The sequence below is a fragment of the Pantoea allii genome (genome assembly GCF_002307475.1).
GTDB classification, from domain to species: domain Bacteria; phylum Pseudomonadota; class Gammaproteobacteria; order Enterobacterales; family Enterobacteriaceae; genus Pantoea; species Pantoea allii.
This window is the reverse complement of sequence record NZ_NTMH01000019.1, coordinates 1-18948: the sequence shown is the minus strand read 5'-3', so window position 1 is coordinate 18948 and position 18948 is coordinate 1. Positions and strand designations below refer to the sequence as shown.

22 protein-coding genes are annotated in these 18948 nt (G+C 52.8%); 13 read left to right on the top strand and 9 right to left on the bottom strand.

Features of this window, described 5'->3' with window-relative positions:
* The first annotated feature begins 134 nt into the window (after positions 1-134).
* The 5 genes from CMR03_RS06395 to cysE all read left to right on the top strand — a co-directional run bounded on the left by CMR03_RS06395 (position 135) and on the right by cysE (position 3251).
* A complete protein-coding gene (locus tag CMR03_RS06395) occupies positions 135-566 on the top strand; it encodes a rhodanese-like domain-containing protein (RefSeq protein WP_096011105.1) in 432 nt (143 codons plus the stop codon).
* Between the two features lie 16 nt (positions 567-582).
* Positions 583-837, top strand: coding sequence for a glutaredoxin 3 (gene grxC / locus CMR03_RS06390; RefSeq protein ID WP_063877698.1), 255 nt, complete (start codon positions 583-585; stop codon positions 835-837).
* Positions 838-875: 38 nt separating this feature from the next.
* Positions 876-1346 carry a protein-export chaperone SecB gene (gene secB, locus CMR03_RS06385; RefSeq protein ID WP_063877697.1) on the top strand — a complete coding sequence of 157 codons (471 nt, stop codon included), beginning with the start codon at positions 876-878 and terminating at the stop codon, positions 1344-1346.
* Positions 1346-2362: an NAD(P)H-dependent glycerol-3-phosphate dehydrogenase gene (gpsA, locus tag CMR03_RS06380; RefSeq protein WP_181377168.1), complete on the top strand. Its 1017-nt coding sequence runs from the start codon at positions 1346-1348 to the stop codon at positions 2360-2362. Before secB ends, gpsA begins: the two co-directional genes overlap by 1 nt.
* A 67-nt stretch (positions 2363-2429) precedes the next feature.
* On the top strand, positions 2430-3251 hold the full coding sequence (gene cysE, locus CMR03_RS06375; protein WP_063877695.1) for a serine O-acetyltransferase: 822 nt from the start codon (positions 2430-2432) through the stop codon (positions 3249-3251).
* Here the strand turns inward: cysE and trmL are convergent.
* Genes trmL through cpxR form a run of 3 tightly spaced genes read right to left on the bottom strand, consistent with a single transcriptional unit; the run spans position 3248 to position 5831 of the window.
* Positions 3248-3721, bottom strand: a complete 474-nt coding sequence (gene trmL / locus CMR03_RS06370; protein WP_096011103.1) for a tRNA (uridine(34)/cytosine(34)/5-carboxymethylaminomethyluridine(34)-2'-O)-methyltransferase TrmL — start codon at positions 3719-3721, stop codon at positions 3248-3250. The genes cysE and trmL overlap by 4 nt on opposite strands.
* A gap of 35 nt (positions 3722-3756) precedes the next feature.
* Complete coding sequence (cpxA, locus tag CMR03_RS06365) at positions 3757-5136, bottom strand: envelope stress sensor histidine kinase CpxA (RefSeq protein WP_063877693.1); 1380 nt, start codon at positions 5134-5136, stop codon at positions 3757-3759.
* Positions 5133-5831 (bottom strand): envelope stress response regulator transcription factor CpxR, encoded by a 699-nt coding sequence (cpxR, locus tag CMR03_RS06360; RefSeq protein WP_063877692.1) that lies wholly within the window; start codon positions 5829-5831, stop codon positions 5133-5135. Before cpxR ends, cpxA begins: the two co-directional genes overlap by 4 nt.
* Before the next feature lie 148 nt (positions 5832-5979).
* On the opposite strand from cpxR, the gene cpxP reads away from it, so the two are divergent.
* The 6 genes from cpxP (at position 5980) to CMR03_RS06330 (ending at position 11423) form a co-directional block, all read left to right on the top strand.
* Positions 5980-6489, top strand: coding sequence for a cell-envelope stress modulator CpxP (gene cpxP, locus CMR03_RS06355; RefSeq protein WP_096011102.1), 510 nt, complete (start codon positions 5980-5982; stop codon positions 6487-6489).
* A 439-nt stretch (positions 6490-6928) separates the two neighbouring features.
* Positions 6929-7093: a KGG domain-containing protein gene (locus tag CMR03_RS06350; RefSeq protein ID WP_028723167.1), complete on the top strand. Its 165-nt coding sequence runs from the start codon at positions 6929-6931 to the stop codon at positions 7091-7093.
* A gap of 240 nt (positions 7094-7333) precedes the next feature.
* The gene (gene fieF / locus CMR03_RS06345; RefSeq protein ID WP_063877690.1) at positions 7334-8236 is read left to right on the top strand and encodes a CDF family cation-efflux transporter FieF; all 903 of its coding nucleotides are present in this window, start codon (positions 7334-7336) and stop codon (positions 8234-8236) included.
* Between the two features lie 206 nt (positions 8237-8442).
* Positions 8443-9405: a 6-phosphofructokinase gene (gene pfkA, locus CMR03_RS06340; protein ID WP_006121288.1), complete on the top strand. Its 963-nt coding sequence runs from the start codon at positions 8443-8445 to the stop codon at positions 9403-9405.
* A 146-nt stretch (positions 9406-9551) separates the two neighbouring features.
* A complete protein-coding gene (locus CMR03_RS06335) occupies positions 9552-10541 on the top strand; it encodes a sulfate ABC transporter substrate-binding protein (RefSeq protein WP_096011136.1) in 990 nt (329 codons plus the stop codon).
* A 108-nt stretch (positions 10542-10649) separates the two neighbouring features.
* Positions 10650-11423 (top strand): CDP-diacylglycerol diphosphatase, encoded by a 774-nt coding sequence (locus CMR03_RS06330; RefSeq protein ID WP_164484314.1) that lies wholly within the window; start codon positions 10650-10652, stop codon positions 11421-11423.
* Positions 11424-11454: 31 nt separating this feature from the next.
* On the opposite strand, the gene tpiA is transcribed toward CMR03_RS06330, so the two are convergent.
* Complete coding sequence (gene tpiA / locus CMR03_RS06325) at positions 11455-12222, bottom strand: triose-phosphate isomerase (protein WP_063877688.1); 768 nt, start codon at positions 12220-12222, stop codon at positions 11455-11457.
* A gap of 120 nt (positions 12223-12342) precedes the next feature.
* Positions 12343-12933: a DUF1454 family protein gene (locus CMR03_RS06320; protein WP_096011100.1), complete on the bottom strand. Its 591-nt coding sequence runs from the start codon at positions 12931-12933 to the stop codon at positions 12343-12345.
* A 99-nt stretch (positions 12934-13032) separates the two neighbouring features.
* Between CMR03_RS06320 and CMR03_RS06315 the strand changes: the two genes are divergently transcribed.
* Positions 13033-13467 (top strand): DUF805 domain-containing protein, encoded by a 435-nt coding sequence (locus tag CMR03_RS06315; protein ID WP_096011099.1) that lies wholly within the window; start codon positions 13033-13035, stop codon positions 13465-13467.
* Here CMR03_RS06315 and fpr read toward each other — a convergent pair.
* Positions 13458-14204: a ferredoxin--NADP(+) reductase gene (gene fpr, locus CMR03_RS06310; RefSeq protein WP_096011098.1), complete on the bottom strand. Its 747-nt coding sequence runs from the start codon at positions 14202-14204 to the stop codon at positions 13458-13460. The genes CMR03_RS06315 and fpr overlap by 10 nt on opposite strands.
* A 271-nt stretch (positions 14205-14475) precedes the next feature.
* On the opposite strand from fpr, the gene emrD reads away from it, so the two are divergent.
* On the top strand, positions 14476-15669 hold the full coding sequence (gene emrD / locus CMR03_RS06305) for a multidrug efflux MFS transporter EmrD (RefSeq protein ID WP_063877684.1): 1194 nt from the start codon (positions 14476-14478) through the stop codon (positions 15667-15669).
* Here the strand turns inward: emrD and glpX are convergent.
* From glpX to CMR03_RS06290, 3 genes are all read right to left on the bottom strand, one after another.
* The gene (glpX, locus tag CMR03_RS06300) at positions 15659-16669 is read right to left on the bottom strand and encodes a class II fructose-bisphosphatase (RefSeq protein ID WP_063877683.1); all 1011 of its coding nucleotides are present in this window, start codon (positions 16667-16669) and stop codon (positions 15659-15661) included. The two genes, emrD and glpX, sit on opposite strands and share 11 nt — an antisense overlap.
* A 94-nt stretch (positions 16670-16763) precedes the next feature.
* A complete protein-coding gene (gene glpK / locus CMR03_RS06295) occupies positions 16764-18275 on the bottom strand; it encodes a glycerol kinase GlpK (protein WP_063877682.1) in 1512 nt (503 codons plus the stop codon).
* Positions 18276-18305: 30 nt separating this feature from the next.
* Positions 18306-18948 (bottom strand): MIP/aquaporin family protein (locus CMR03_RS06290; RefSeq protein WP_096011097.1); only part of this gene is annotated, 643 nt, incomplete at its 5' end.

Genomic DNA, 18948 nt, shown 5'->3' with positions numbered 1-18948 from the left:
TTCCGCTCATTTTTTTGGAAAATGACGCACAAATCTTCACTCTGTCCGCTTAGCGTCTGTACATGCGAAGTGGCGCAGGTATACTCAGAAGCCTTGTTTTAGCTTATTAGCCCGGTCTGGAGTCGTTACCCCTCATGCAAGAAATTATGCAGTTTGCAAGCAATCACCCCGTCCTGAGTCTGGCATGGGTCGTATTACTTATATTGGTGATTGTGACCACCGTTAAAGGAATGTTCTCTAAAGTAAAAACGATCAGTCGAGGTGAAGCAACCCGACTTATTAACAAAGAGGACGCGGTGGTAGTAGACGTGCGTTCGCGTGACGATTACCGCAAGGGTCATATTTCGGGCGCGATTAATGTGGCTGCCGCAGATATCAAGAAAGGCAGTCTGGGTGAGTTGGAAAAGCACAAAGCACAGCCCATAATTGTGGTATGTGCAACCGGACAAAGCGCAGCTGATCCTGCTGCACATCTGAGTGCGGCCGGATTCAACCAGGTGTCCGTTCTGAAAGACGGTATCAGCGGTTGGAGCGGCGAAAATCTGCCGCTGGTTCGCGGTAAATAATCATCCTGAGGTCCCTATGGCAAACGTTGAGATTTACATTAAAGCAACCTGTCCTTATTGCCACCGGGCAAAAGCGCTACTGAGTCAAAAAGGCGTGGCGTTCCAGGAGATTCCCATCGATGGGGACATGGCAAAACGCGAAGAGATGATTAAGCGCAGTGGTCGGACTACCGTCCCGCAGATTTTTATCGACGGTCAGCATATTGGTGGCTGCGACGATCTGATGGCGCTGAACGATCGTGAAGGTTTAGATCCGTTACTTCAGGCGTAGTTTTACGCCAGACATTTTAACTTACAGGACTTAGTCACATGTCAGAACATAACACTAACGAAATGCAATTCCAGATTCAGCGCGTTTACACGAAAGATATTTCTTTTGAAGCGCCGAACGCGCCACAAGTGTTTCAGAAAGAGTGGGAACCAGACGTTAAGCTGGATCTGGATACTGCTTCTTCGCAGCTGGCTGATGAAGTGTATGAAGTGGTGCTGCGTGTGACCGTAACCGCGACCGTTGGCGAAGAGACCGCTTTCCTGTGTGAAGTTCAGCAGGCCGGTATTTTCACCATCGGCGGCATTGACGGTACTCAGATGGCGCATTGCCTGGGCGCTTACTGTCCGAATATCCTGTTCCCGTATGCCCGTGAATGTATCACCAGCCTTGTTTCCCGTGGAACGTTCCCGCAACTCAACCTTGCGCCAGTGAACTTTGATGCGCTGTTCATGAACTATCTGCAGCAGCAGCAAGGCGAAGAAGGTGCTGCGCAACATCAGGATGCCTGATGAGTACTCACGCTTCGATTAGCGTCATCGGTGCCGGTTCATACGGCACCGCTTTGGCGATTACGCTGGCCCGCAATGGCCATCCGGTGTTGTTGTGGGGCCACAATCCCGCTCATATGGCACAACTGCAGTCCGACCGCTGCAATCTTGCTTTCCTGCCTGATGTTCCTTTTCCCGATAATCTGACTGTTGAACCCGATCTGGCGAGTGTCATCGCTGCCAGCCGCGATCTGCTGGTTGTCGTGCCCAGCCACGTTTTTGGCGATGTGCTGACGCAGATCAAACCCGGTTTGCGCGATGACTCACGCATTGTCTGGGCGACGAAAGGGCTGGAAAAAGAAACCGGTCGTCTGCTGCAGGACGTTGCACGGGAAATCCTGGGTGAGGCGATTCCACTGGCGGTGATCTCCGGCCCAACGTTTGCGAAAGAGTTGGCTGCGGGTTTACCGACGGCGATTGCTCTGGCGGCCACCGATTCACAATTTGCGGATGATTTGCAGGCGCGACTGCACTGCGGCAAAAGCTTTCGCGTATACAGTAATCCCGATTTTATTGGGGTTCAGCTGGGCGGCGCAGTGAAAAACGTGATTGCGATTGGTGCCGGGATGTCAGATGGCATCGGTTTTGGCGCAAACGCCCGAACAGCCTTAATCACCCGCGGGCTGGCTGAGATGAGTCGTCTTGGCGCGGCGCTGGGTGCCGATCCGACGACGTTTATGGGCATGGCCGGTCTGGGTGACCTGGTGCTAACCTGTACCGATAATCAGTCGCGCAACCGCCGTTTTGGCATGATGCTCGGACAGGGCGAAGATGTTGATGGTGCGCAGCGCATTATCGGACAAGTTGTAGAAGGTTACAGAAACACCAAAGAAGTCAAAGCACTGGCCGCACGCGTCGGGGTCGAAATGCCGATTACCGAACAGATTTATCAGGTGCTCTATTGCGGAAAACCGGCACGAGATGCAGCATTAAGCCTGCTGGGGCGTTCAAGGAAGGACGAAAACAGTACAAACTAAAGCAGGAAGCCAGGCATCATCACCTGTAGCGCCGGTTAAGGCGCTTTTTTTATCGGGAGAAAACAGCATGTCGTCTGATGAGTTAGAACTGGTCTGGAATAATATCAAGGCAGAAGCACGAGCGCTGGCAGACTGCGAGCCGATGCTGGCCAGCTTTTACCACGCGACATTGCTCAAGCACGAGAATCTTGGCAGTGCCCTGAGCTATATGCTGGCGAATAAACTGGCTAATCCAATTATGCCTGCTATCGCTATTCGTGAAGTGGTCGAAGAAGCATACCGTGAAGATCCCTCAATGATTGCCTCTGCGGCCTGTGATATTCAGGCGGTACGTCTGCGCGATCCCGCGGTTGATAAATATTCCACGCCACTGCTTTATCTGAAAGGATTTCATGCTCTTCAGGCACATCGCATTGGACACTGGCTGTGGAATGAAGGTCGACGCGCCTTAGCGGTTTATCTGCAGAACGAAGTGTCTGTCTCGTTTGCGGTGGATATTCATCCGGCTGCAAAAATCGGTCACGGGATCATGCTGGATCATGCGACCGGCATTGTGATCGGTGAGACAGCCGTTGTGGAAAACGATGTCTCAATTTTGCAGTCAGTCACGCTTGGCGGCACCGGTAAAACCAGCGGAGACCGCCATCCGAAAATTCGTGAAGGCGTGATGATTGGTGCAGGTGCAAAAATCCTGGGCAATATCGAGGTAGGGCGCGGTGCCAAAATTGGGGCCGGTTCTGTCGTATTGCAATCTATTCCACCGCATACGACTGCTGCCGGTGTCCCTGCCCGCATCGTCGGTAAGCCCGGCAGTGAAAAGCCGTCAATGGATATGGATCAACACTTTAACGGCAATGGTGCCGGCTTCCAGTTTGGTGATGGTATTTAGGATTTGATCAGTGCGCCAGCATAGTCGAGTTGGCGCCACGCTTCGTACACCACAACCGATACCGCATTAGACAGGTTCATGCTGCGGCTTTCCGCCATCATGGGAATGCGTATTTTTTGCTCTGCAGGCAATGCCTGCAACACCTCTGCAGGTAACCCACGGCTTTCCGGGCCAAACAGCAAATAATCACCTCGCTGATAGCTGACCGCACTGTGTGCCGGTGTGCCTTTCGTGGTTAGCGCAAACAGGCGCTCAGGCTGCTCTGTTGCGAGAAAAGCCGGATAATCAGCATGAAATTTGATGGCGGTAAATTCGTGGTAATCCAGCCCCGCACGGCGAAGACGTTTATCGTCCCAGGCAAAGCCAAGCGGCTCAATCAGGTGGAGCTGGAAACCGGTATTCGCACACAGGCGAATAATATTGCCTGTGTTAGGTGGGATTTCTGGTTCAAATAATACGATGTTAAGCATAAGGCCCCCGATAACGAGGGCCGAAGCATAGCAAATTATTGCCTTGCAGAGGAGTAGAGTGGGAGCCAGATAGTAAGACGCAAGCCACCGAGTGGGCTGTCATCCGCTTTGACCCATCCACGATGTTGCTGTATGGCCGTTTCCACAATCGCCAGCCCCAGACCTGTGCCGCCGGATTCCCTGTCCCGGGCTTCATCCGTTCGGTAGAAAGGGCGGAATATCTGCTCGCGATCTTCCGGGCTCACGCCAGGACCATCGTCATCAACGTGCACCGTAATGCCCGAAATATCGACTGAAAAACTGACGCTGATATGCGTATGTGAGTAGCGTAAAGCATTACGCACAATGTTCTCCAGGGCGCTTTCGAGCGCATGCGGATTACCGTAAAGCGGCCAGGGGCCAGGAGGATAAGGAATCTCCAGGGTTTTGCCCATTTGCTCCGCTTCAAACCTGGCATCTTCCAGCACGTCGTTCCAGAGTTGATTCGCCTTCATGGCTTCGCTCACCAGCGCATTCTTGTGCTGCGTTCTCGACAGCACAAGCAGGTCATTAATCATGCCATCCAGTCGCTGAGCTTCCATCTCAATGCGCTCCAGCTCTTTGCCTTCGCCATGACGGCGACGCAGCAGAGCCGTAGCCAGCTGTAATCGCGTCAGTGGCGTACGCAATTCGTGGCTGATATCGGACAGTAAGCGTTGCTGACCGTTCATCATACGTTCCAGCGCACTGACCATCTGGTTGAAGCTGGAACCCGCTGCCAGAAACTCCTGCGGGCCAGATTCCAGTTCTGGATGCTGACGCAGGTTGCCGCTGGCGACTTCATCCGCCGCGTATTTGAGTTTTCGCGCTGGACGCGCCAGGCTCCATGCCAGCCAGAGCAGAAGCGGTGAGCTAATCAGCATGGTAACGATAAGCAACAGTAGAGGCCGGTCAAACAGCAGGTTAATAAAGTCCAGTTGAGAGCTGCTGGCGGGACGGATCAGATAGAGCTGATAATTATCTTCCCCATCGCGTACAGCGAAGGGGCCGACCATCTCGACCCGACCATACTTTTTCTTCTGCGGATGGTCGGCATTATCTGATTGACCGATAAAGTTACGGATAACCTGCATTTCATTATGCTGCGCGCCAATGACCCGGCCTTCGCTGGTGACTAACAGCAAGCGTTGACCGGGCGGTGCCCATTTCTCAATAGCCCGAAATAAGCGCCGCCACCACATCAAATCATTCGGGGGATCGCGCGATAGCTCTGCTTCAACGTGCTGCTCTATCATCGTCCCCTGACGCTGCTCGCTTTCCAGCAGTGCCGTCATCTGACGTGAGTCGAGCTTGGGTACCATGAGCACCAGCATCAATACCAGCGCCAGCGTCAGCCAGAAGATAGCAAAGATGCGGGTAGTCAAACTTCCTATCATGATGCAGAAACCATCAGGTAGCCGCGGCCACGTAAGGTTTTAAACCACGGGTGGCCGTCACGGCGTTCGGGAAGCTTACGACGCAGGTTGGAGATGTGCATATCAATGGCGCGGTCAAAAGGCGTAAGGCGCTTACCCAGAACTTCCTGGCTAAGGTGCTCGCGAGAGACAACCTGACCCAAATGCTGTGCCAAAAGATAAAGCAGGGTGAATTCCGTGCCGGTGAGATCCAGCGTTTCACTGTCGAAACTGGCTTCCTGACGACCCGGATTCAGGCGCAGACAGTCAACTTCGAGCGTCGGTGAACTGTTGTCGTGTTGCTGCTGTTGTTCACTCCAGTTCGAGCGGCGCAGGATAGCGCGGATACGCGCGACCAGCTCACGATCGTTGAAGGGTTTTGGCAGATAGTCATCAGCACCCAGTTCAAGGCCCAGCACGCGATCCAGCTCGCTTCCACGTGCGGTGAGCATAATAACGGGCGTCTGGTATTGCTGGCGTAATTCTTTCAGGGTGTCGATACCGTTTTTCTTCGGCATCATGACGTCCAGTAAAAGCAAATCAATTGAGTTATCGAGCAGGTTCAACGCTTGCTCACCATCACTGGCGACCACGACTTCAAACCCTTCCATTTCTAACAGCTCTTTCAAAAGCGAAGTTAATTCGCGGTCATCATCTACCAACAGGATTTTATTCATTTTTGTAGCCCTCCGCAGGCAAAATAGCGTGTTCCTATGATACCAATCCATCGCTTTACGTACTTTTACACCCCCTGACGGATGTTTGCAGCTGTCGCCGTACACTGGCTATCGTTGAATCGCAAAACAGAACGAACTGGAGTAAACGATGCGCAAATTAACCGCCGTCGTTATTGCCTCAGCGATGGTTCTCTGTAACGCCAGCGCAAGAGCAGCAGAGTCGATGGCGCTTGATGAGGTGCATCACGGCGGATTTACGACAGGCAGTATGACGCAAAATTCGCAAAGTCACATGTTCGACGGCATTGAGTTGACGGAACATCAAAGACAGCAGATGCGTGACCTTATGCAGCAAGCCCGACATGAGCGTCCTGCAACGAACATTGATGATATCGCAGCCATGCACGATCTGGTGACTGCAGATAAATTTAACGAAGCGGCCATCCGCAATAAAGCCGAAGCCATTGCCAGAGTTCAGGTCGAACAGCAGGTTGAGATGGCGCGGGTCCGTAATCAGATGTATCACCTGTTAACGCCCGATCAGCAAGCCGCGTTACAGAAGAATTACGAGCAGCGTTTAAACACATTACGCAAGCTCTCGAATCTGCAGCCGGCATCATCGCTGCAACCCGTAAGTCGTACCAGTAGTAACCAGTAGTGACCAGTAGTAAATAGTATCCCTGTTTTCCTTGCCATAGACACATCCCTGTCTTCCCCCTCATGATGAGGGGGTTTTTTTTATCTGTTATTTATCATTTACGATAAACTTACAATTCCTGCCCCGAACCGGGTAAATATGAAATGCCTTTGGTTTTCTTCCTGTTTTTTATTCATTCCGCTTTTTGCTGCTTTCCCTCATTGCGCATATTTCATTTCTCTTTATGGTTTTCAACTTGCTGATATTTATGTGTTATTTTCGAATTCGATTTAATTTCATTTATATTTCAATTAGCTGGAAATATCCCGTTCCGCTTGCACGTTAATTGCCCCCACCTACACTTAAATTGTCTCAGCATGGACGCCGATGTACTTACGAAATTAACGGAGAGCAGCAACCACATCATGTAGTCCGAATTAATCTATTAACGGAGTAAATTATGGCAGAGCATCGTGGTGGTTCAGGTAATTTCGCAGACAACCCGCAAAAAGCGTCTGAAGCCGGTAAGAAAGGCGGTAAGAGCAGCGGCAATGGCGGCGGCGGTAATTTCAAAAATAACCCCGAAAAAGCCTCCGAAGCGGGCAAGAAAGGCGGCAAAAAGTAACGGCTGCTAAGCACTGAACCAAATCTGCACGTTGATTTGGCGCCTGTTCAGACAGGCAATTCGCCCCGTCTTACATCAGGATGGGGCGAAGTACCAGGCTAATTCCCTTCCGAAATACACTTTCCTCATGACTCTCCATGGCAGTTGAACAGTCAGGCGCGACGCTGCCTATGGTGTTAAACTTATCCCTTCTCTCATTCTGCTTTACGTTCTCAGTAATGATGTCCATGGAGTGATGGCATGCAGGCTTCGTACGGAAAGTTAATACAATCTGCGGCAGTTGCGGCGACGCTGCTTGCTTCCATCCTGTTGATCGTGAAGATTTTTGCCTGGTGGTACACCGGATCGGTGAGTTTGCTGGCAGCGCTGGTGGATTCATTGGTTGATATCGCCGCCTCTCTTACTAACCTGCTGGTGGTGCGTTATTCCTTACAGCCTGCCGATGCGGACCATACGTTTGGTCATGGTAAAGCCGAATCACTGGCGGCACTGGCACAAAGCATGTTTATTTCGGGTTCAGCACTTTTCCTCTTTCTCACCGGTATTCAGCATCTCGCGTCCCCCAATGAACTGCGCTCGCCCGGCATCGGGATCATTGTGACCCTGGTGGCTCTGGTTTCGACGTTATTTCTGGTCACCTTTCAACGCTGGGTCGTGCGAAAAACCCGCAGCCAGGCCATTCGGGCAGATATGCTGCACTATCAGTCCGATGTGTTTATGAACGGCGCTATTCTGGTGGCGCTGATATTAAGCAGCTACGGTTTTACGCGTGCCGATGCGCTGTTTGCGCTCGGCATTGGTGTCTATATTCTTTTTAGTGCATTGCGTATGGGTTATGAGGCGGTACAGTCGTTACTCGACAGAGCCTTACCCGACGAAGAGCGGCAGCAAATCATTTCGATTTCATCCAACTGGCCGGGCGTGCAGGGGATACACGATGTACGAACGCGTCAGTCTGGCCCGACAAAGTTCATCCAGCTTCACGTTGAGCTCGAAGATCAACTACCGCTCGTCCAGGCACATCGTATCGCCGATCAGGTAGAGAAAGCGCTGCGAAAAGCTTTTCCCGGTTCGGACGTCATTATTCATCAGGATCCCTGTTCTGTGGTACCGTTTGAAAAGCAGGATTCTTTTAACTTTTAACTTACATGAATTAAGTTAACAAAATGGAAACGGCATATCGTTAACATTACTGCAAAAAATTAGTGAAAAGTTGTCTGACCTGAATCAATTCAGCCGCAGGCCTTTGATATACTATCTGCCATCATATGTCGCGCTCATCACAATCGTGTTTATCAGCGTTGAACAGGCCGGATTAACCCTTAGCTTTGAACAATCCAGAGGTTGTCATGATCAAAAAAATTGGTGTACTGACCAGCGGCGGTGACGCCCCAGGCATGAACGCAGCCATTCGCGGCGTAGTTCGGTCCGCATTAAGTGAAGGGCTGGAAGTTTTTGGTATCTATGACGGCTATCAGGGTTTGTACGAAGATCGCATGATCAATCTCGACCGTTACAGCGTGTCCGATATGATTAATCGCGGCGGTACTTTTCTGGGTTCAGCGCGCTTTCCTGAGTTTCGTAATGATGATGTTCGCCAGGTGGCCATTGAAAACCTGAAAAAACGCGGTATTGATGCGCTCGTCGTTATTGGCGGAGATGGCTCCTATATGGGGGCGAAGCGACTGACCGAGATGGGTTTCCCCTGTATTGGCCTGCCAGGCACTATCGATAATGATGTTGCCGGTACTGATTACACCATTGGCTATTTTACGGCACTGGAGACGGTGGTTGAAGCCATTGACCGCCTGCGCGATACCTCTTCATCACACCAGCGTATCTCCATCGTCGAAGTGATGGGCCGTTATTGTGGTGATTTGACCCTGGCTGCCGCCATTGCCGGCGGGTGCGAATTTATCGTGTTGCCAGAAATTCCATACACCCGCGAAGAGCTGGTGGCAGAAATTAAAGCCGGTATTGCGAAAGGCAAAAAGCATGCGATTGTTGCCATCACTGAGCACATTTGTGACATCGACGATCTGGCGCGCTTTATTGAGACTGAAACCAAACGCGAAACGCGCGCCACGGTTCTGGGCCACATTCAACGTGGCGGCGCGCCTTGTGCCTATGACCGCATTCTGGCGTCCCGTATGGGTGCCTATTCCATCGAACTGCTCATGCAGGGCTACGGTGGCCGTTGCGTAGGTATTCAGAACGACAAGATGGTTCATCACGATATCATCGATGCGATTGAGAACATGAAGCGTCCGTTCAAACGTGACTGGATGGATACGGCGAAACAGCTTTACTGATTTTCTCAGCCTTAACGGGCATGCTTAACGGTATGCCCTTACGCCTTTCCTATATTCCCCAAAGTTATAACCGTTTATTTTTAATTCTTTTAGCTCTGAAAAAGTTTATGTCACGCTTGTCCCATAATGAACTGGGAGAGTGCGTAATGAATAAATGGGCCATTGGTATTAGCTTGTTACTGGCATCAGGCAGTGTTCTGGCGAAGGATATCCAGCTGTTAAACGTTTCTTACGATCCCACCCGTGAACTGTATGAGCAATACAACAAGGCCTTCAGTGCGCACTACAAACAGGAAACGGGCGATGACGTGGTGGTCCGCCAGTCGCATGGTGGTTCAGGCAAACAGGCGACATCCGTCATAAACGGCATTCGTGCTGACGTTGTGACGCTGGCGCTGCAGTCTGATATCGATGCCATTGCTGAACGCGGTCGTATTGATAAGAACTGGATTAAGCGTCTGCCGGATAATTCGGCACCTTATACATCCACGATTGTGTTCCTGGTTCGTAAAGGCAACCCCAAAGGGATTCATGACTGGAACGATCTGATTAAACCCGGTGTTTCCGTCATCACGCCTAATCCCAAAACTTCAGGTGGTGCTCGCTGGAATTACCTGGCAGCCTGGGGCTGGGCGCTGGATCACAACAACGGCGATCAGGCAAAAGCACTGAGTTATGTGAAAGCCCTGTTTAAAAATGTCGAAGTCCAGGACTCCGGCGCGCGCGGCGCGACCAACACCTTTGTTGAGCGCGGCATCGGTGATGTTCTCATCGCCTGGGAAAATGAGGCGTACCTGGCCGTGAATAAGCTGGGCAAAGACAAATTTGAGATCGTCACCCCAGGCGAGTCTATTCTGGCAGAGCCAACGGTTTCCGTGGTGGATAAGGTGGTTGATGAGAAGGGAACTCGCCCCGTGGCTGAGGCCTATCTGAAGTATCTCTACTCGACCGAGGGACAGACGATTGCCGCCGAAAACTACTATCGTCCGCGCAATGCTGAGGTTGCGAAGAAGTTCGCCAGCACCTTTGCCCCTGTAAAACTGTTTACCGTGGACGACAAATTCGGGGGTTGGGCTAAAGCACAAAAAACCCACTTCGCGGACGGCGGCACCTATGACCAGGTCATGAAGCCGTAACGATTGACTGACACAATCTAAGCCAGCGGAAACGCTGGTTTTTTTATGCGTGACATTCCGGCGCTGTCAGGCGAGGATGCTGACTGATTCAGTATGGAGAGGGTAACTATGCAGGCAAATCGTCGGGCCTTCATCATCATTGCGTTTCTGCTGGTGCTTGTCGTGACAGGAATGGGGATAGCTTCCCTTCATGTTAAAGGCAATGCCGATGCGCTTTGGCAGATCGTCAGCGAAAAGTGCGTACCCAATCAGCAGAATAACGGGCAACCCGCGCCTTGCGAGCGAGTCGATCTGCAGCAGCGTTATACACTGCTCAAAGACCGTAACGGCCCCTTGCAATACCTGTTAATTCCCGTTGATAAGATAACCGGCATCGAAAGCCCGCGGTTGCTCAGCGCAGCCACACCCAATTTTTTCAGCTTTGCCTGGCAGGACAGAGGCGTAGTGGCGCAGAAATTCGGTTCGCCCATTAAAGACACTGTGCTGTCGCTGGCGATCAATTCCGAATACGGGCGTACCCAAAACCAGCTGCATATTCATATTTCCTGCTTACGGCCCGATGTCCGTCAGCAACTGGATGGACTGGCACCGACTCTCAATGCGCAGTGGAAGGATGTTACCTTTCTGAACCATCACTATATTGTGCGGGTGCTCAGTCAGGCGGAACTGGATCAACAGAGTGTTTTTATCCGGTTAGCGTCTGAAGTTCCGGATGCTAAGAATGCAATGGGGAAATACGGCATGGCACTGACCGGCTTATCAGATGGTCGTCTGGTGCTAATGGCGGTAGAGCGCAACTGGCTTTTGCTGAATAAGGGATCGGCAGAGGAGGTGCAGGATCACGACTGCGCCCTGCTACAACCCATAAAAAAAGCGGCCTGATGAGGCCGCTTATGCTGTTCTCAATCGCCGGTTAGCGTTGTTTAGCCGCCGCAGCGGCTTTAACGATCACGGCAAACGCATCGGCTTTCAGTGATGCGCCACCAACCAGTGCACCGTCGATGTCCGGCTGAGTAAACAGCTCGGCAGCATTTTTATCGTTAACTGAACCACCGTACTGAATAATCACTTGCTCAGCGATGGCAGCATCTTTTTTGGCAATATGGTCACGAATAAATTTGTGAACCGCCTGCGCCTGAGCAGGTGTGGCTGACTTCCCGGTACCGATCGCCCATACCGGCTCGTAAGCGATGACCGCGTCTTTAAACGCTTCAGCACCTTGAGTGGTCAGCACGGCATCAAGCTGGCGTGCACAGACTTCTTCCGTTTTGCCCGCTTCGTTTTCCGCTTCGGTTTCACCGATGCAAAGAACCGGCACCAGGCCTGTCGCTTTCAACACGGCATATTTTTTCGCAATGAACTCGTCACTCTCTTTATGATAAGTGCGACGTTCTGAGTGACCAATGATGATGTATTTCGCGCCGATATCTTTCAGCATTTCAGCGGACACTTCGCCGGTGAATGCGCCAGAGAGGTTCACATCAACGTTTTGAGCACCCAGTGCGATGTGGCTACCGGAGATGGCATGTTTCGCCTGATCAAGATAGAGCGCGGGCGGGGCGATAGCAACGCCACAACCCTCAACGCCCGACAGTTCTTTACGCAGACCGTCGATCAGTTCGGCTGTCATATGCTTGCTGCCATTCAACTTCCAGTTACCCATAACCAGTGGATGTCGCATTCTATCCTCCGCATAACGCGATACATGAAATGGCGCTGCCCCGGGGCAACGTTGTCTGCCAGACAGTATAGAGATCAAATAACGTCGTGGCTTTGCTTTTCGTCATTTTTGCCCCGACCATCAGGGCGCGGCGAGCGCAAGTTTTACCGGCTCAATGGCAAAGGTTAATCCTTTATCCCCGTTGTCGGAAACCACAAAACGCAGTGCACCTTCAACGTGCTCGTAGTATCGTGAGCCTTTGCCCGATTTAAGCAGCGTTTCCAGCTTTTTACGTCCCTCTTCTGGCGTGAGTCCCGGCACAAAAAAACGTAACAGAGCGGTCATATAATCCATGGCTTTGGCCTGGGACGCACTCTGATCAGGGCCCGGTACCGGGAGCCAGGTGATCTGCAGCGTTTTAATTTTACCCGTGCCAGGCTCAAGCGCCGTGGAAGAGTAGAGCGTTTCGTTAATCTTAGTGGCTGCCCGCGTCAGATCGGTTTTTTCATCGCGGGAATCAATGGCGCGGTACTCCAGCAGCGGCAGTTGTGGATTCGCCAGATTATATTTTTCACGAAACTGGCCGATAGTCATATCCAGCGTGGGCGCACCCGTTAACAGGTAGGGCGCGGTAGGCATATGTTCTGCCTTGTCGAGGGGTGGCGGATCGGCAGCAAAAACCGGAACCGTTAGCGCAAGACTCAGCAACAGTACGCCTGGCAAATTCTTCATGTTGTCGGCCCTGACCAATAAACTCGATATCAAATTAGAACGGTTTTTACCTTCAAGGTCAAAAGCGTGCAGCGTAAAATTTTGTCTGGAGGAACGTGCATGATATTACAGCAATGGTTTTTCTCTTTTCGGGGCCGCATCGGGCGCCGGGATTTCTGGCTCTGGCAGGCGATCTGGTTACTGTTAACCAGCGTGCTGTTTTTTCTGGCCGGTAACGATCTGGTGGATACACAAATGGCCGCGTTTGGCATCGTGTGTTTATTGTGGCCCGCCAGCGCCATCCTGGTTAAGCGCCTGCACGATCGCGATCGCCGGGGTTATTGGGCGCTGTTACTGATTGCCGCCTGGCTGCTGATGGCGGGCAACTGGAGCATGACCGGCGATATCCTGCAGTGGGTGATCGGGCGCGTGCTGCCTTTTATCATTCTGGCAGGATTCATTCTGGACCTGGGCGTGTTTCGTGGCACCGTCGGCGACAACCGCTTTGGTGCCACGCCGGTGCCTTTACGTCTGAAACGTGCGAGTTACCAGTAGTTCTCACTGGTGATATGACCGGGCTTGCGCTTAAGGTGCTTGCGCATGCCACGTGTCTCTTTCAACAACTGCTGCGTGTCACGTACCATCTGCGGGTTGCCGCAGACCATCACGTGGCTGGTTTCTGCCTCTATAGGTAAACCGGCCGCCCGCTCCAGCTCGCCACTTTCGATTAATGCCGGCACACGACCGGTCAATGAGCCCATACTTTCTTCACGGCTGACGACCGTAATCACCTGCAGCTTGCCGTTGTAGATTTGCTGAAGTTGCTGCATGAGAGGCAAAAAGCTGAGGTCGGCTGCGTAACGCGCGGCATGCACTAACACGATGTTATCGAAGCGATCCAGACCGTCGCCCTGCTGCAAAATCGACAGATAAGGACCGACGGCCGTACCGGTTGCCAGCATCCATAAGGTCTGACAGTCCGGCACTTCATCCAGGATAAAAAAGCCCGCAGCATCTTTGGTAATCATGACCTGCTCGCCGGGACGCAGCGCCTGAAGATGGGGGCTTAGCTTACCGTCAGGCACGGTGACTAAGTAGAACTCAAGCAGGTCGTCATTCGGTGCATTGACGTAAGAGTAGGCACGTTGCACGCGTTCGCCCTCGATCTCCAGCGCCAGCTTTGCATACTGGCCAGCGCTAAACGGAGCAATGGGTGCCTTAATCCGCAGGCTAAACAGCGCGTCGGTCCAGTTTTTCACTTCCTTTACTTGAGCATTGATCCACTCGGCCATGGTTACTCCTTCAGCGTTGAATCGTCAGGCGAATAAGCATCTTCTCTACTGCACTTGCAGATTACCAGTCTGTCAGGCTGCAAAGGCTCTAATCGACAAACTGTATTGTTAAGTTTACAACCTGGTAGCCATTATTGACGTGAATTGAACACTCACTTTTCATTAATGACTCGCTTTGTCATGAAATCCTGATATTTTCCTGCCACAACCCGTTTCAGCCGTTATTTGTGCTGCTTAAACGTTCATGTTCATACAGACCTTTTGTTCAATCATGATGAAAAAAATAGAAAATCGCCCGTTGCTGGTCATGCTCATTGCGCTGGTTGCAGTAGGGCAAATGGCGCAGACCATCTATGTGCCCGCCATGGCGGCGATGGCGGATGCGCTGCAGGTGCGTAATGGCATGATGCAGCATGTGATGGCGGCGTATTTAATCACCTATGGCGGATCGCAGCTGATCTACGGACCGCTGTCTGACAGCGTTGGACGTCGCCCGGTGATCCTGGCAGGAATGGCGATCTTTATGATCGGCTCGATCACCGCCATGATGGCCTCGTCGCTGGATATGTTGGTGCTCGGCAGTGCGATTCAGGGCGCGGGCACCGGCGTGGCTGGCGTAATGGCGCGTACTATGCCGCGCGACCTCTATAACGGTCATGCCTTACGTCAGGCGAACAGCTGGCTCAACATGGGCGTGCTCGCCAGCCCCTTAGTCGCACCTGTTATTGGCGCGCTGTTAACGCAGCTGTTTGGCTGGCATGCCTGTTTCGCTTTTCTGCTGGTGCTGTGTCTGATCGTGACGATCGCTATGGCGCGCTGGCTACCGGAAACGCGCCCCGTCACTACCGAAGTCACCCCGTTCTTTACGCGCTATATCCGGTTGTTACGCGATGCGAATTTCGTTCGCTATCTGCTGCTGTTGGTTGGCGCGCTGTCGGGCATTGCCGTATTTGAGGCCAGCTGTGGCGTACTTCTCGGTGGCGTGCTTGGCCTGAACAGTTTCACCGTGAGTATTTTGTTTATCTTGCCTATCCCGGCCGCCTTCTTTGGCGCCTGGTTCGCCGGGCGCGAGCAGCGTTCCTGGCACAGCCTGATGTGGTTTGGGGTAAACAGTTGCCTGCTGGCGGCGGTGCTCATGTGGGTACCGGCCTGGTTTGGCATCATGACTATCTGGACGCTCTTGGTACCGGCATCGCTGTTCTTCTTTGGTGCGGGTATGTTGTTTCCCCTGGCGACATCCGGCGCAATGGAACCTTATGCCTGGCTGGCAGGAAGCGCGGGCGCATTGATTGGTGGTCTGCAGAACCTGGGCTCCGGGCTGGTGGCTTCGCTGTCGGCGCTCATGCCACAGCGCGATCAGTTCAGCCTTGGCATGCTGATGTTTATTACTGCCCTGGTGATGTTGCTATGCTGGCTCCCACTTTCACGGCAGCCAGCCGGCGAAAATCATGCGGTTACAGGATAAAGGGGTGCAGTGCGGGATCTTTGCGGTCAAGATAATGCACTGACTGGATGCGGCGAATCGTGCGCGATTTGCCGCGAATTAACAGGGTTTCGCTGGTGGCCATATTGCCCTGACGGGTTATGCCTTTCAGCAGGTCGCCGCTGGTAATGCCGGTGGCGGCAAAGATCACGTTATCGTTACGCGCCATCGCCTGGAGTGGCAGCACCTTGCCGGCTTCAATCCCCATGCCGGCACAACGCTTCAGCTCATATTCCCCAATCCGCCGGTTTTCTTCGCTGTCACCTTTTACATCATGCCGGGCCAGTAATCTGCCCTGCATATCCCCATCCAGCGCACGAATCACCGCAGCGGACACCACGCCTTCAGGCGCACCGCCAATGCCGTACATCACGTCAACTTCACTGTCGGGCATACAGGTAAGAATGGAGGCCGCCACGTCCCCATCCGGGAAAGCGAATATCCGTACGCCCAGCTGCTTAAGCTGTTGGATAACGGCGTCATGGCGCGGCTTTGCCAGAATGGACACGGTGAGCTGTGACAACGGCTTATTCATGGCGATGGCAATATTGCGCAGGTTGATCTCAAGCGGCAGATCCAGATTGATATGACCGCGCGCCGCCGGGCCGACGATAAGCTTCTCCATATACATGTCAGGCGCATGAAGAAAACTGCCTCTGTCCCCGACAGCCATAACGGCAAGCGCATTCGCCTGTCCCATGGCCGTCATACGGGTGCCTTCAATAGGATCAACGGCAATATCCACCGCATCGCCCTGGCCGGTACCGACTTTTTCGCCGATGTAGAGCATCGGGGCTTCATCAATTTCCCCTTCGCCAATCACAATCTGGCCGTCGATCTGGATGGTATTTAAAACATGGCGCATGGCGTGGACGGCTGCACCGTCGGCTTCATTCTTGTCGCCGCGCCCTAACCATTTATAACCAGCCAGTGCAGCAGCTTCGGTTACGCGGGAAAATTCAATGGCAAGTTCTCGTTTCATCGCATGTACCTGACAAAAAACAGGCTGGCAGTTTAGCGGAGGGAGGAGGCGGGGAAAAGACCCGCGACGGTGGACGTCGCGGGCGTAGTGCGTATTACTCTTGTTCTTCCCACGCTTGCGCGCGAGCAACCGCTTTCTTCCAGCCAGCATAACGGAAGTTACGCTCTGTGGTTTCCAGTGTTGGACGGAATTCGCGCTCAATAACGGCTTTGGCGCGGACTTCTTCCAGATCCTGCCAGAAGCCCACGGCCAGACCCGCCAGATACGCGGCACCCAGTGCAGTCACTTCACGCACTTCAGGGCGCTCAACGCGTGTACCAAGAATGTCTGACTGGAACTGCATCAGGAAGTTGTTGGCAACCGCACCACCGTCCACACGCAGTGCCTGCAGGCGCGTGTTGGCATCATTCTGCATGGCTTCCAGGACGTCACGCGTTTGGTAAGCAATGGACTCCAGCGTTGCACGGATGATGTGGTTAGCATTGGCACCACGAGTCAGGCCGAACAGCGCGCCACGTGCATAGGGGTCCCAGTAAGGTGCGCCCAGGCCGGTGAAGGCGGGAACCATATACACACCGTTAGAATCTTTCACTTTCATTGCAAAGTATTCAGAGTCAGCGGAATCGCTGATCAGCTTCATCTCATCGCGAAGCCACTGAATGGACGCGCCACCGATAAAGACCGCGCCTTCCAGTGCGTAGTTGACTTCGCCACGCGGACCGCAGGCGATAGTCGTCAGCAGGCCATGCGTTGAGGTAACCGCTTCGGTACCGGTATTCATCAGCATAAAGCAGCCGGTGCCGTAGGTGTTTTTCGCCATACCCGGCTGGACACACAACTGGCCGTAAAGCGCCGCCTGTTGGTCGCCTGCAATACCCGCGATAGGAATGCGCGTACCGCCTTTACCACCGATGTTCGTCTGCCCGTAAACCTCAGACGAGGATTTCACTTCTGGCAGCATCTCACGCGGAATATCAAGGATCTCCAGCATGCGCTCATCCCACTCAAGCTTATGGATGTTGAACAGCATGGTACGTGAGGCGTTGGTGTAATCGGTGATATGGACGCGGCCCTGGGTCATCTTCCACACCAGCCAGGTGTCAACTGTACCAAACAGCAGCTCGCCACGTTTTGCACGATCACGCGCGCCTTCAACGTTATCCAGAATCCACTTAACTTTGGTGCCGGAGAAGTAAGGGTTAATCACCAGACCGGTGGTTTTCTGAATATACTCTTCCAGACCTTCTTTCTTCAGCTTATTACAGTAGTCAGCAGTACGCGGGTCCTGCCAGACGATGGCGTTGTAGACCGGCTTACCGGTTTCTTTATCCCAGACAATGGCGGTTTCACGTTGGTTCGTAATACCAATGGCCGCAATTTCATCAGAACGAATATCTGCATGGGCAAGGACTTCAACCAGTGTAGAACTCTGTGATGCCCAGATATCCATTGGGTCGTGCTCTACCCAGCCCGCTTTCGGATAGATTTGGGTAAATTCGCGTTGCGATACCGCCACAATGTTCGCGTCATGATCCAGCACAACAGCACGTGAACTGGTAGTGCCCTGATCGAGAGCGACGATGTATTTTTTATCGGTGGTAGTCATAAATTCATTCCTGATGATAAAAAGTGGAACTTACGCTTTACGTTCATGCGCGGACGCAATCGGTTTGTCACTGGTTGGTGTGACGATCACCGCACCCGGTAAATGGCGGCCAATCAGGGCGCGATAACCAAAGGCACCCAGGCAAGCACCGACCAGTGGGCCAAAAATTGGCACAAGGAAATAAGGAATCTGATGACCGCCAGTGAAGGCAATGGTGCCCCAGCCAGCCAGCCACTCAAATACTTTCGGACCGAAGTCACGTGCCGGGTTAAGGGCAAAGCCGGTCAGGGGACCCATAGAGCCGCCAATAACGGCAACCAGAAGGCCAATCAACAGCGGTGCCATCGGGCCACGCGGTACGCCATTGCCATCATCGGTCAGGGCCATAATCACGGACATCAAGACAGCAGTGATCACCATCTCTACCAGGAAGGCCTGACCTACGCCAATCTGTGGATTAGGGTAGGTAGAAAAAATGCCCGCCAGGCTCAGGCTTTCAACTGAACCTCGTACCATGTTATGACTTTGTTCGAAATTGATAAACAAGCTGTAGTAAAGTCCGTAAACCAGCGCCGCGCCACAGAAGGCACCCGCAACCTGAGACAGGATATAAGGCAATACCTTACGACCTTCGAAATTCGCGAAAAGGCAGAGTGCGACAGTAACGGCGGGG

Excerpts from the sequence above, each read along its gene's own strand:
- CMR03_RS06395 (WP_096011105.1), top strand. The coding sequence starts at position 135 with ATGCAAGAAATTATGCAGTTTGCAAGCAATCACCCCGTCCTGAGTCTG.
- grxC (WP_063877698.1), top strand. The coding sequence starts at position 583 with ATGGCAAACGTTGAGATTTACATTAAAGCAACCTGTCCTTATTGCCAC.
- secB (WP_063877697.1), top strand. The coding sequence starts at position 876 with ATGTCAGAACATAACACTAACGAAATGCAATTCCAGATTCAGCGCGTT.
- gpsA (WP_181377168.1), top strand. The coding sequence starts at position 1,346 with ATGAGTACTCACGCTTCGATTAGCGTCATCGGTGCCGGTTCATACGGC.
- cysE (WP_063877695.1), top strand. The coding sequence starts at position 2,430 with ATGTCGTCTGATGAGTTAGAACTGGTCTGGAATAATATCAAGGCAGAA.
- trmL (WP_096011103.1), bottom strand. The coding sequence starts at position 3,721 with ATGCTTAACATCGTATTATTTGAACCAGAAATCCCACCTAACACAGGC.
- cpxA (WP_063877693.1), bottom strand. The coding sequence starts at position 5,136 with ATGATAGGAAGTTTGACTACCCGCATCTTTGCTATCTTCTGGCTGACG.
- cpxR (WP_063877692.1), bottom strand. The coding sequence starts at position 5,831 with ATGAATAAAATCCTGTTGGTAGATGATGACCGCGAATTAACTTCGCTT.
- cpxP (WP_096011102.1), top strand. The coding sequence starts at position 5,980 with ATGCGCAAATTAACCGCCGTCGTTATTGCCTCAGCGATGGTTCTCTGT.
- CMR03_RS06350 (WP_028723167.1), top strand. The coding sequence starts at position 6,929 with ATGGCAGAGCATCGTGGTGGTTCAGGTAATTTCGCAGACAACCCGCAA.
- fieF (WP_063877690.1), top strand. The coding sequence starts at position 7,334 with ATGCAGGCTTCGTACGGAAAGTTAATACAATCTGCGGCAGTTGCGGCG.
- pfkA (WP_006121288.1), top strand. The coding sequence starts at position 8,443 with ATGATCAAAAAAATTGGTGTACTGACCAGCGGCGGTGACGCCCCAGGC.
- CMR03_RS06335 (WP_096011136.1), top strand. The coding sequence starts at position 9,552 with ATGAATAAATGGGCCATTGGTATTAGCTTGTTACTGGCATCAGGCAGT.
- CMR03_RS06330 (WP_164484314.1), top strand. The coding sequence starts at position 10,650 with ATGCAGGCAAATCGTCGGGCCTTCATCATCATTGCGTTTCTGCTGGTG.
- tpiA (WP_063877688.1), bottom strand. The coding sequence starts at position 12,222 with ATGCGACATCCACTGGTTATGGGTAACTGGAAGTTGAATGGCAGCAAG.
- CMR03_RS06320 (WP_096011100.1), bottom strand. The coding sequence starts at position 12,933 with ATGAAGAATTTGCCAGGCGTACTGTTGCTGAGTCTTGCGCTAACGGTT.
- CMR03_RS06315 (WP_096011099.1), top strand. The coding sequence starts at position 13,033 with ATGATATTACAGCAATGGTTTTTCTCTTTTCGGGGCCGCATCGGGCGC.
- fpr (WP_096011098.1), bottom strand. The coding sequence starts at position 14,204 with ATGGCCGAGTGGATCAATGCTCAAGTAAAGGAAGTGAAAAACTGGACC.
- emrD (WP_063877684.1), top strand. The coding sequence starts at position 14,476 with ATGATGAAAAAAATAGAAAATCGCCCGTTGCTGGTCATGCTCATTGCG.
- glpX (WP_063877683.1), bottom strand. The coding sequence starts at position 16,669 with ATGAAACGAGAACTTGCCATTGAATTTTCCCGCGTAACCGAAGCTGCT.
- glpK (WP_063877682.1), bottom strand. The coding sequence starts at position 18,275 with ATGACTACCACCGATAAAAAATACATCGTCGCTCTCGATCAGGGCACT.